General features: G+C 45.8%; 7 protein-coding genes and 1 tRNA gene. 3 read left to right on the top strand and 5 right to left on the bottom strand.

What is annotated here, in order from left to right; all coding sequences use genetic code 11:
• Positions 1–10 precede the first annotated feature (10 nt).
• The 4 genes from pepT to CIK90_RS13585 all read right to left on the bottom strand — a co-directional run bounded on the left by pepT (position 11) and on the right by CIK90_RS13585 (position 5,438).
• Positions 11–1,234, bottom strand: a complete 1,224-nt coding sequence (pepT, locus tag CIK90_RS13600) for a peptidase T (RefSeq protein WP_094465900.1) — start codon at positions 1,232–1,234, stop codon at positions 11–13.
• An 848-nt stretch (positions 1,235–2,082) separates the two neighbouring features.
• On the bottom strand, positions 2,083–2,883 hold the full coding sequence (locus CIK90_RS13595; protein WP_094465899.1) for a ThiF family adenylyltransferase: 801 nt from the start codon (positions 2,881–2,883) through the stop codon (positions 2,083–2,085).
• Between the two features lie 2 nt (positions 2,884–2,885).
• The gene (locus CIK90_RS13590) at positions 2,886–4,313 is read right to left on the bottom strand and encodes a hypothetical protein (RefSeq protein WP_094465898.1); all 1,428 of its coding nucleotides are present in this window, start codon (positions 4,311–4,313) and stop codon (positions 2,886–2,888) included.
• A 108-nt stretch (positions 4,314–4,421) separates the two neighbouring features.
• Positions 4,422–5,438 (bottom strand): C10 family peptidase, encoded by a 1,017-nt coding sequence (locus CIK90_RS13585; RefSeq protein WP_158216081.1) that lies wholly within the window; start codon positions 5,436–5,438, stop codon positions 4,422–4,424.
• A 288-nt stretch (positions 5,439–5,726) separates the two neighbouring features.
• Between CIK90_RS13585 and CIK90_RS13580 the strand changes: the two genes are divergently transcribed.
• The 3 genes from CIK90_RS13580 (at position 5,727) to asnA (ending at position 10,126) form a co-directional block, all read left to right on the top strand.
• Positions 5,727–5,800: transfer RNA gene (locus tag CIK90_RS13580), tRNA-Arg, on the top strand.
• 313 nt (positions 5,801–6,113) lie between these two features.
• On the top strand, positions 6,114–8,546 hold the full coding sequence (gene galA / locus CIK90_RS13575; RefSeq protein WP_254046368.1) for a beta-galactosidase GalA: 2,433 nt from the start codon (positions 6,114–6,116) through the stop codon (positions 8,544–8,546).
• Between the two features lie 542 nt (positions 8,547–9,088).
• On the top strand, positions 9,089–10,126 hold the full coding sequence (asnA, locus tag CIK90_RS13570) for an aspartate--ammonia ligase (protein WP_094390073.1): 1,038 nt from the start codon (positions 9,089–9,091) through the stop codon (positions 10,124–10,126).
• Positions 10,127–10,231: 105 nt separating this feature from the next.
• Here asnA and CIK90_RS13565 read toward each other — a convergent pair whose 3' ends face one another.
• Complete coding sequence (locus CIK90_RS13565; RefSeq protein WP_094465895.1) at positions 10,232–12,082, bottom strand: DNA polymerase III subunit gamma/tau; 1,851 nt, start codon at positions 12,080–12,082, stop codon at positions 10,232–10,234.
• Between the last annotated feature and the right edge of the window lie 612 nt (positions 12,083–12,694).

The following is a 12,694-nucleotide window of genomic DNA, read 5'->3' as shown; positions in this document are numbered from 1 at the left end:
ATCTTTATGCTTAGTCGTTATATCCAGCAGTAAGTTCGCAGATTTTCACGATAACATTCATGGCTTTCTCCATCGACTGTATTGATACAAACTCGTATGGTCCATGGAAATTCACACCACCAGCGAAGATATTGGGGCAGGGCAGACCTTTGAACGAAAGCTGTGCACCGTCGGTACCACCGCGTATCGGACTGACCTTTGGAGCCACACCAGTATCTTGCATGGCACGCAATACGAGGTCTATCACGTGCATCTGTGGATCAATTTTCTCCTTCATGTTGTAATACTGGTCGCTAACCACAGCCTCTACAGTTCCCTCACCGTATTTTTCATTCATCTTCTCTGCACACTGCATGATGAAGTGTTTGCGGTCTTCAAACTTCTCGCGATCATGGTCGCGAATGATATAGTTCAGCTTTGCCAGTTCTATATTCGACTGGATGCCCAGCAGGTGATAGAAGCCCTGATAGCCATCGGTGGTTTCTGGTGTTTCGTCTTCGGGCAACATCTTGGCAAACTCCGCAGCCAGTGCATTGGCATTGATCATCTTGCCTTTTGCATATCCTGGGTGTACGCTCACTCCCTTGATTGTGATTTTGGCAGAAGCGGCATTGAAGTTTTCAAATTCCAATTCGCCCACATCACCACCGTCCATGGTGTATGCCCATTCGCATCCAAACTTCTCTACATCGAAGTGATGGGCGCCCATACCGATTTCTTCATCGGGGTTGAAAGCCACTCTGATCTTGCCGTGCTTAATCTCTTTGTGTTCTTGCAGATAAACCATGGCCTGTACGATTTCGGCAATGCCCGCCTTGTCGTCTGCACCGAGCAGAGTGTGTCCGTCTGTCACAATGAGGTCTTCACCCACGTGTTGTAACAGTTCGGGAAATTTCTTCGGACTGGATATGATACCCTCCGACAGCAGGATATCCGTACCATTATAGTTTTGCACAATCTGTGGTTTGATATCTGCACCAGAGCAGTCAGGGCTTGTATCATAGTGTGAGATGAATCCGATGGTGGGCACCTTTTCTTTGATATTCCCCTTGAGCGTGGCGTAGAGATAACCTTTCTCGTCGAGTTCCACGTCGTCGAGCCCCTCGCGTTCCAGTTCTTTCTTCAGATATTCTGCAAACAACAGTTGTTTGCTTGTACTTGGCACAGTCTGGCTTTCTTCGCTCGACTGTGTGTCAAATTTCACGTAATTCAGGAATCTTTCTGTTATATCCATATTTGCTTATTGCTATTGTTTCTGTCTGCGAAATTACGAATAATTAGGCGAACCGCCAAATATAATGTAGTTTTTTAGGTTAAATTGTAGCTGTTCTGCCTATGCGCTTGGGGTGTGGTAATCTTCTATTGCGGTAGATTTTGTCTATGCACTCCACGTTTGCAGCAGCTTTTGCCTTGTCACACATAAAATTTTAGTTTTCAGAAAATTTCGACCACTCGACCACCGAAGCGTGCATCGTGCTATCATACAGTAGTTTAGGTGGTGGTCGAAGCTGTTTCTATCGACCACCCATCGACCACCGCCAAAATTTGTTGAATTTTACATTTCAGACCAATATACGTATTGTCAGACATTTCCAAACCTTTGGCAAAGGTATTGCCCAACGTTTGGTAAGAGTGTTTTCCAACGTTTGGCAAAAATGTTTTCCAACGTTTGGCAAAAGTGTTGTCAAACGTTGGAAACAAGTCTTTTCAACGTTTGAAATAAGTCTTTTCCAATGTTTGATAAAGGTGTTATCCAATGTTTGATAAGAGTATTATCCAATATTTGATAAAGGTATTATCCAACGTTTGATAAAAGTTTCTGCAATATTGCATAACAGTTCTTATCTGCTAACATAAAACAAACGGAAAACAGCAGGAACTTTCACTTGCATCGTAAGCAGGTTTTTTGCAATCGTTTCTCTGTGGTCGATGTGTGGTCGATGAAAAAAGCTTCGACCACCAGCAAAAACCTGAATGTCATGATGTTATGCGTGTTTGTGGTCGTGTGGTCGAAAAAAACAGAAAACTATTTTTTTTTTTTTTTGTATCTTCGGCTTGTCGATACAAGTCTTGATATCGTGATTATTCCTTGCTTTTGTTGTAGATGTCTTTAAGGATGAGTCCCGCCAGGGTAAAGCCGAATATGCCAGTGATGTGGAGTAACGATCCGTTGATTTGCGCTTTCCGCGCATTCCAATCGTGATGTGCCAGTTCGGGATTGCCTTCCTGTGTGTCGGTTGGCGCAAAGGCAGCATCTACGGAGTTGTCGGGACCTAAGTTGGGCAGTAACTCCTGACTAAACACACATAGAAACTTACGCGCAGGGCGCCGTTTCAGACTGCGGAATTTGTGGCGTAGGGCAGCTCCCAACGGACAACCTTTGACTTTCCAAAACTCAGCCACCTCTATCTTGGTAGGGTCCATTTTCAGTGCAGCCCCCATCGACGAGAAGAATTTTGCCTTGGTGCGACATGCACACTCGATGAGCAACAGTTTGTCGCGAAGGCTGTCGATAGCATCTACTATATAGTCGTACTCCTCAAGATGGAAGCTCTCGGCAGTCGTTTCGTCGAATATCATCTGCAGGGCAGTGATATCTGCATGAGGGTTGATGTCGAGAAGATGTTCTTTGAGTGCATCCACCTTGACACGTCCCACGGTTTTTGTAGTAGCCATGAGTTGACGATTGACATTGCTGATAGCCACTTTGTCAGAATCAACAATGGTGATATGGCGTACACCAGAACGCACCAATGCTTCTACGCACCAACTGCCCACGCCGCCTACACCGAAGACGATGACACGTTTAGATTGAAGCGACTGGAGGATGTCTTCACCCACCAGTCGCTCTGTACGGTTAAAAATGCCTTGTTCTATATCCATGCTTATTTCACAGCAACTTTCGTGCCATCTACCACATAGATGCCTGCTGCAACGGGAATGCTGACAGGTTGTCCTGCTGTTGCTTTAACTTCAGCCACCTTCTGTCCGTTCAGCTTGTATATATTGACAGTCTTGTTGCGGTCTGTCGTGATGTTGATTTGACCATGGTCACCGCGGATATAGGTTTTGCTGATATCCACCTTGCCAATGCCCGTGCCGCCTTCGGCGCCAGCCACATAGGCTACGACATCAAAAGGTCTTATTCTGTAAACGTAACCAGGCTTGTCAATAAGAGGGAGTTGCCATTCTTGTAGTGATGTGGTGACATCATATTCTGTACCGCCTGTGCCATTATCGTAGATGCCATTAAATTGTACATAAATGGTTTTGCAACCTACTGCATCTGGTGTGTATGTTGCTGTCAGTTGGGTGATGGTACCGTTACCAGGGAACACAATGGTGTTTGAGTTCGTACCACCCCATGTGAATTCTTTAGCACCAAAACCACTAATATTCCAGGTGCCAGAGGATAGTCCGCCGTTGTTCTTGATATCGTACCGAACCACCAGCTTGTCGTCTTTCACTTTTGGAGCTTTTACTCTATCATTTTTGTAATAGGCATCCTCTGTTTCAAACTCATTGCTGGCATTGGTTACAACTTGTACCAATTCGAGTTGCGGAATTCCAGAGGGTGTTGCAGTAAACTTCTTGGCACTGACCAGTTCGGTACCAGAAGCTACATCTTTTACCCAAAGGTAGAATTCCTCAGCAGGTACAGGGATAGCCACCTCACGTATTGACTTGCCTTTAGCTGGTACGCTTACATAGACATTAACACCGTCTTCAGGACAAGTCTGATCTGTGCTGGTATAGACACTGAGCATACTGAATACATCATTGTCTGTTGCGTTGCTAACATCCAACTTAATGGTATTGCTCTTGCCTGATAGCAATTCGCTTTCTACGATTACCTCGGCGGTCAAAGGATATAACTGCTTGAGGCTGGTTTCTGTAGCCTCTACCGTATAGTAGCCCATGCTCTCCAATCCTGCTTCCTTCCAAGTGATATTGTCTTCACTATACACAGGGTAAATGGTGGTAACACCTACAGGGAAAGCGTAGTCTATTTTATAGGTATTGGGGAACCAGTAGTCTTGTTGGAGATTCTGAACCTTTGTTGTGTTAGTAATCAGCTTCATACTGCCGTCAGCAGCTTTAATTCCCCAACCGCAATAGCCAGAGAATTTTTTCGGAGCTCTGTTAGTGAAGTAGTTATAGAATTCAATTTTGAAGTTGTCGGTAGCACTTGTTCGTGTGTCTTGGGTTATTGTGATCTTAGTGTCAGCATGGGCTCCCGTGGCATATACCGGCTTGAATGTTACCAGTGGTATATCCTCTTGACCATTATCGGGCATGATACCTATAATCATATCGCTACCTTGGTTATAACCATCGGGTGCATTACCCGAACCGATGCCGCCCTTCGCGGGATTGAGGATCGTGATGTCGAAATAACCATCTTGATAGCCGCCCCATCCCTAATTGATGTGGTACAGACCTTTTCCGTCAGAACCGTCGCAGACAAACTGGTGTCCACTACTTGACGATTGTCCGCTGTAGAGAACAGGTCTTTTGGCTATGAGTTCATTGTCAATCAACGTATTCCATTCTTGCATGGAGTATGATTCACGTCGTACTTTTACCATGAAGTCTTTGTCGTAACCAAAATATTTAGACAGACGTTCCGGATTGACAAAAGCACCAGATGATGGGCCATAGTTCATCTGTACTGCTACTCCACAATGATGCATGAGTTTGGCAACGGCATTGGCTTGGTCATCATTGAAATTTCCAGATTTGTATTGCGGCAGGATATTGTCCCAGTCGTAGGTGCCATCGGTATCTTTGTTGATGCCGGGTACGTTGATGTTATAAGTACCTGTGGTATAGCCAGGAATATCTGCTTGTAGTTGACTGGGATACTTCCAATAACCCATCACCTGCGCCATGGCAGTTGCCACACATCCTGTGACAGCCTTGTTGACACCGTCGTATTCGGGACACATGCGGTTGTAGGGGTCGCCTTGGTTCCATTGGATGTTGCCCAAGAGTGGAGCCACGGTAGGTTGGGTGTAGGATGCAGATTCGCGTAGCGCCTTAGCTTCGGCAGCTGTGCGCAGGGCATGGGGATTGCCAGCTTTCACCTCTTCAACAAATTTCTGATAGGCGGTGATGAACTCGACGTATGCCTCAGGCAATGTGTCTTCGGTGTAGTTGCCTTGCTTGGCATAACCCACAATCTCAGGCAACCGGTCGTCTGCAGAGACGATGGTGTAACCCTTGTTCGTTCCGTTTTCAATCACATAGTAGGCAGGATCGATGCCGTTGGTCTTTTGAACCATTCTCGGTTGGGGCGACATGGCGTCCATGCTGATGCCCAATCGCTCGGCTTGTTGCTGTGCAATTTTGAGTGCTTGTTGGTAACTGCGTGGTCCTGCAAAAGCCATCAGTTGCACAAAACACATGGCGAAGAGTAGGAGTAAATGTTTTCTCATAAGCTTACTATATTTGTGGTTTATATATTGTCGTCGGTTGTAATTATTTTGCAAATATAGCATGATTTTCTGAGATTTACAAGTCGTAACACCTGCTTTTTACGCTATGAAACATCTTTTTTATCAGATGAACTTGTTTTGAGCTGTTTTGTTGAGCCAATAAGATTGGTATGAGGGGAAAAATAATACACCGTAGTCAAAAGGATAGGCAGAAGTGAAAACGAAGGGTGAAAACCACCAGATAAATTTGGTAGTTCGCTCGCTTTTTAGTAATTTTGCACTCGCATTGGTTCCGTAGCTTAGCTGAATAGAGCGTCAGATTCCGGTTCTGAAGGTCCAGGGTTTGAATCCCTGCGGAATCACTAAAGAGCATGACTTATCAGAAGCCATGCTCTTTTTTAGCTATTTATACCTACATTCAACAATATCGGCGGTATAATACTTTAATGACCGATGTTTTGAAATGACAGGGTGTTGTTTATCCATAACTATTTGCATTATTTTGCAGTTTTGCGTACTATATTGTCTTCAACTCGTTGCATTACCAATAATTCCTTATCTTTGCAGAAAATAATATTGGATTTCATCCTTCCATTTCATGGCGAGAAAACGAAGGGTGAAAGCCTACTCTAAAATGATATAATCAGAAATAGAAACAATCAATGACGAAAAACAATGAAGATAAGAAAATGGTTACTCTTAGCTGTCGCCAGTATGCAGATGACTGGTGCCATGGCTGACAACGTACGTGAGAAGATTCTCATAGACGAAGGATGGAAGTTTGCTTTTGGAAATGCTGCCGACCCTGCCAAGGATTTTGGCTGTGGTACTGAGTATTTCAACTATCTGACGAAGGCAAATTCCATACATAACGCAGGTCCGTATGCTCAGAAATTCAACGATTCCACCTGGGTGTCTGTCACTATTCCTCACGATTGGGTGACCAATCTGTCTTATGCTCGGAATGCAAGTCATTCGCATGGTTATAAGACTGTAGGATATAAATTTCCAGAGACAAGTGTAGGATGGTATCGTAAAACTATCAGTATTCCTAAGGAGGACTTGGGAAAGCATATCGCCATTCAGTTTGATGGCATCTTCCGTAACGCACAAGTGTGGTTCAACGGATTTTATATGGGAACGGAACCGAGTGGCTATGCTACACAGGTGTATGATGTGACAGAATATGTCAACTATGGAGGCGAGAACCTCATCTGTGTGCGTGCTGACGCAACATTAGAGGAAGGATGGTTTTATGAAGGGGCAGGCATCTATCGGGATGCTTGGCTGTTGAAGTCTGCTTCCGTAAGTGTGGCACCATTTGGCACTTTCGTGTTTGCCGATATCAAGAAACCCTATGATGCTGCGGTGGTTCATGTGAAAACTGAGGTCAACAACCATTCGCTTGAATCGCAGCAATGCAGTGTAGAGCAACGACTGCTGGACGCAGAAGGTAAACTGGTGGGAAAGGCTGAAAGCGTAAACCTTAGTCTAAACGCCAAACAGACCCTTGGCTGCGAACAGACCATTGCTCTCGACCATCCGCATCTGTGGTCAACCGACGACCCTTATATATATAAGGTGGAAACTACGGTAAAGGTGAATGGCGAAGTGACAGATGTCTATGAAACGACAACGGGTATCCGTGAGGTGGTGTTTGATGCTCAATCGGGTTTCATGCTTAATGGAAAACCCATCAAACTGAAGGGCGTCAATATGCATCAGGATCATGCTGGGGTAGGGGCTGCTATTCCCGATGCTTTGCAGGCTTGGCGCATCAAGAAGCTCAAGGAGTTTGGCTGTAATGCCTATCGTGCTTCACATAACCCCATGACACCTGCCTTGCTCGATATTTGTGATAGAGAGGGACTGTTGGTCATCGACGAAAACCGTTTGACCGGTATTAACACAGAACACTTGCGCTTGCTGGAGAACATGATTAAGCGCGACCGAAACCATCCGTCAGTCATTCTGTGGAGTGATGGTAATGAGGAGTGGGGAATAGAAAACTCCGTACAGGGCACACGTATCGCTGCTGCCATGCGAGAATATACCCGACTGCTCGATCCTACACGCCATTCTACTATTGCCAATGCCGGAGGTTCGGAAATGATTAAAGGACTGGATGTGGTTGGCTGTAATTATATCGTGCAAAACGATGTGGATAATAGAAAAAAAGCTAATCCTGACTGGAAAATCGTGGGCACAGAGGAAACAACAGGTTGTGGTACCCGTGGGGTGTATTTCGAATCAAAAGAACAGCCCGGACACATGGTTAGCATGAACAGAGGAACAAAACCTGGCGTGGAAAACGTGATAGAGCGCGGGTGGAACTTCTATGATGAACGTCCGTGGGCTGCCGGTCTTTTCTATTGGACAGGATTTGACTATCGTGGCGAACCTAACCCGCTGGAATATCCCGCCCATGATTCTGAGTTTGGTATCCTTGACTATTGCGGTTTCATGAAAGATGAGGCATGGTATCTGAAATCTGTATGGACCGACGAGCCTGTGTTGCATATATTCCCACACTGGAATCTGCAAGGACATGAAGGTGAAACCGTCGAGGTTTGGGCGTATAGCAACTGCGACGAAGTGGAACTGATAGTGAATGGAAAGAAACTGGGACGCCAGACCATGCCCAAGAACGGTCACCTGAAATGGCAAGCTGTTTATCAGCCCGGAAAGGTTGTGGCTATTGGTTATAAGAATGGTAAACGTATGCTTACCCAACAAGTGGAAACTACCAAGCCGGCTTATAAGATTGTGATGAAAACAGACCGTCAGGCGATCAGTGCAGACGGACGCGATGTGGCTGTTGTCACAGTAGAAGTGCAGGATGCTAAGGGACGTATAGTGCCCGACGCTTGTCCGATGCTGACGTTTAAACTTGCAGGTGATGGCAGAATACTCGGTGTAGGAAATGGTGATCCGTCTTATCTTGGTGCTGACCATCCTCATCATAACGACTGCCATGAGTTTAGCATTCCTGCATTCAATGGACTGGCGCAGGTGATCATCCAGAGTTCACGCCATTCCTCTGCACTGCAGTTGAGCGGCGAAGCCAACAAGCTTAAAACTGGAGAACTGACTATTAATACTAAATGACTGAACTTTCGCATGTGGGGAAGTTAAGGGAAGTTAAGGGAAGTTAGAGAGAAGTTAGAGGGAAGTTAGAGGGAAGTTAGAGAGAAGTTAAGGGACAAATGTCCTACGTCTTACGGCAAAAGGCTATTGTCTCTTAACTTCCCGAACGACCGTAGGGAGTGATAACTTCCATTTTATGGCACCTTTTCTCGCCATGACAGAATTAAAGCGAGCTTTATTCTGCTCATTTGGCTTAACGAAAACGTTCTTTAACTTCAATCAATTCCCTCAGTTGCGAAGCATGTGGGGGGAAGTTAATGGAAGTTAGGGAAGTTAGAGAGAAGTTAAGGGACAAATCAGACGGAAACACAACGGCTTAACATAGGATGATGTAAATACCTGTCATTTGTCAATTCGAATGCCGTTCATTGTGGCAATATGTCGTCAATATGCATTAATTATAACGGAAATAGTATCATTGTGTAAAAATATCTGGGCTTTTTGCTTGCAATTTAATATAAAAGTAGTACCTTTGCAGAAGAAATAAAGAAAAAGCATAAAAAATGACCAGACTTATTAAACCTATAGTATATCAGCCACTGCTCGATGTGAAACACACCGAACAGGGAATCAAGCTTATCAAGGAGTTCTTTCAGCAGAATCTATCTACTGAATTAAGACTCCGCCGTGTCACAGCTCCTTTGTTTGTTTTGAAAGGACTCGGTATCAACGACGACCTCAATGGTGTGGAGCGTGCCGTTTCGTTTCCTATCAAGGATCTTGGCGATGCTACGGCAGAAGTAGTTCATTCGTTGGCTAAGTGGAAACGCCTTTCGCTGGCAGAATACAAAATAGAACCAGGATATGGTATCTATACCGATATGAATGCTATCCGTGCCGATGAGGAACTGGATAATCTACATTCGCTCTATGTCGATCAGTGGGACTGGGAGGCTGTTATCACTCCAGAACAGCGCACTGTGGCTTATCTCAAAAATGTGGTAGAGCGCATCTATGCAGCTATTCGCCGTACGGAATACCTCACCTGTGAGACCTACGATCAGATTAAGCCCTTCCTGCCTGAGAAGATTACCTTTATCCATGCAGAAGAACTCTTGCAGATGTATCCAGACAAGTCGCCGAAAGAGCGCGAAGATGCCATCTGTGAGAAATACGGTGCGGTGTTTATCATAGGTATCGGTGGTGTACTCTCTAACGGAGAGAAACACGATGGACGTGCACCAGACTATGATGACTGGTCAACAATGGGCGAGAACGGACTGCCGGGACTCAATGGTGATATTCTGATTTGGTATCCTGTATTGGGTCGTTCGTTTGAGTTGTCGTCAATGGGTATTCGTGTGGACAAGGAAGCCTTGTTGCGACAGTTGAAACTGGAAGGTAAGGAAGATCGCGAGCAACTCTATTTCCACCGCAAACTCTTGCAGGGCGAACTGCCATTAAGCATTGGTGGCGGTATCGGTCAGAGTCGCTTGTGTATGGTATTGCTTCATAAAGGACATATCGGCGAGATACAGGCTTCGATATGGCCCGATGATATGCGCGCCGAGTGTAAGGCACTGGGCATGCAGTTGATATAATTCGAAACAGGCAGGCCTGATGCCCCTGTTGGGACGTCGTGCTTGCCTGCTCGATTTGCTTAGCGTCAGTAGTTAGAGGCCTGAGTCGTTTGCGATAAATAATGCTTAGGCCAATTCAAGATTCAACATGTCCCGCAGTTGCTTGACTGCGGGATTATCTTTTTCCATTTCTTCGTATTGCTCACGACGGGTCAGAGAACGCTCTTGTTCGTTGAACTCTGCCAAAACGATGTTGAGCGTAATCTTATTGTTTTGCAGATGCAGTTTCAAGGTGTTGACAATACTGCCTTTGATCTGCTGCATCTGTTCCATGACCAACTGGTTGTCAACCGTCACCTCTATCTGTGGCATTTCTTTAATGACCGGTGTCATGTTCTTCATGCGAGTGGCAACGGCACTGTATTGCTGGGGCATACGATTGCACATGGCAATCCATTCGCGCGTCAGGTCGGCCTCGGTAAATTCGGCTTGATCCTGTGTTGCGGCGCTTGTTGCAGCTTGCTCGTTGACCAAGACATCAGCCATCGGAGCCTTGTCGGTGTCCGACTGTTTGCGCAGATTGTTCCATGAGAAGCCAACGGCAGTTTTCAGCCGTGGTCGGTTTGCTGTATTGTAGGTAGCCACCTGCTGCCTGGGCTGGGGAGAGGCAGTCTGCGTCTGTTGCAGAATCTTAGGAGTGGGTACAACATTCGTAGCGGAAGAAGTCTGCTGAGAAACTCTTCCTGCTGCCGATGCTGTGGATGCGGCAGTAGCAGCTGAGGCCACCTGTTGAGCCTGCTGTGTGGGTTGCGACTGCCGTATCAAGTGTTTGAACAGGGATTTCAGTCTTCTGGGCCTACGCCCACTGCCAGCCCCCTCGGCGGGCTGAGTCAGCTGAGCCACCTCGATGAGCGTCAGTTCTACCAGTAGTCGTTTGTTGGAAGACTGTCGGTAGTTGATGTCGCATTGGTTCATCAGGCGTAGGGCACTATAGAGGAAGCGCAAGTCGCAACGCTGCGCCTGTTGCTGCAGACGCTCCCGTTGTTGCTCGCTTGCCTCAAGCAAAGGCAGGGTCTGTGGGTCTTTTGCCATCATCACGTTACGCACGTGTTTGGCAAGCCCCCCTATCAATAATCCGCCATCGAAACCATGGGCAATAATCTGGTTGGCAAGCAACATGATTTCGCTTACTTTGTTTTCGATGGAATAGTCTATAATCTTGAAGTAATAGTCGGAGTCGAGCACGTTCAAGTCTTCTATCACCTTCTGATAAGTGATATTGCCTTGGCAGAATGATGCAGCCTGGTCGAAGATGGAGAGTGCGTCGCGCATACCGCCATCCGCCTTTTCTGCTATCACCTCCAGAGCCTGCTCTTCATATTGTATGCCCTCTTTCTCTGCAACCGATTTCAGATGAGCAATGGTGTTTTGCACGGTCATGCGCTCAAAGTCGTAGATTTGGCAACGGCTGAGAATGGTAGGCAGAATCTTATGCTTCTCGGTGGTTGCTAAGATAAAGATGACATGTGCAGGTGGCTCTTCCAGTGTTTTTAGAAAAGCATTGAAGGCAGCGGTAGAGAGCATGTGCACCTCGTCGATGATAAACACCTTGTATTTACCAACCTGCGGTGGTATGCGGGTTTGCTCCATGAGTGTCTTGATATGCTCTACCGAGTTGTTGGAGGCGGCATCGAGTTCGAAGATGTTGAATGACCGTTGCTCGTTGAAGGCCTGGCAACTTTCACAGTGTCCGCATGCCTCCCCGTCTTCCGTGGGAGTGAGACAGTTGATAGCCTTGGCAAAGATACGTGCGCAGGTAGTCTTTCCTACACCTCTCGGACCGCAAAACAAGTAGGCGTGAGCCAGTTTGCCGCTCTTCACAGCATTCTTCAGCGTAGTGGTCAGTGCTTGTTGTCCCACTACGGTATCGAATGTGGCAGGGCGGTATTTTCTTGCCGATACGATATATTCTTCCATGTGATTAATAGATTTCGCACACAAAGGTACGATTAAGTGAGCAGAATCCAAAAAGAAATACCAAATTTCTTTTTGGATTCTCGAACGTGAGTACCTTGGACCGACAGGTCAAAGGTACGAATAAGTGAGAGAAGTACAAAAGAAAAATACCTTTTTCTTTGGAATTCCCGAGCGGAAGTACCTTCGACCTTCAGGTCAAAGGTACGAATAAGTGAGAGAAAAACCAAATGTATTGGGGGTTTCCGAGCGTGAGTACCGATTTAACGCAAAAAGCTCTAAATACCATAAATTTCTCCTTGCTTTTTATGGGATATTTAGAAAATTATCGTATCTTTATCATCCCGAATTTAGGCGTTCTTTATATATTGCAAAATACAGAAACGAGCAGAATCCCGCTCGTCTCCAGATTGTTACCTGTTTTATTTAGGCAAACGCCCAACTTCTTGATATTCAATCAAAGCCTAAATTAAAACGAGTTGCTCTATCCTAAAATCCGCAACTATCATCCAATACACGATTAAGGGTAGATTTATGAGTCGTTAGTAGCAGCTTTCAGTAAAAAGCAACAGCACAACATCAATATGTAGCCACCATCCCCTTACCCCACGATGC

Source organism: Prevotella sp. P5-126 (assembly GCF_002251185.1).
Taxonomy (GTDB): domain Bacteria; phylum Bacteroidota; class Bacteroidia; order Bacteroidales; family Bacteroidaceae; genus Prevotella.
Note: the sequence above shows the minus strand (reverse complement) of the source record. Positions and strands in the feature narration are given on the sequence as shown.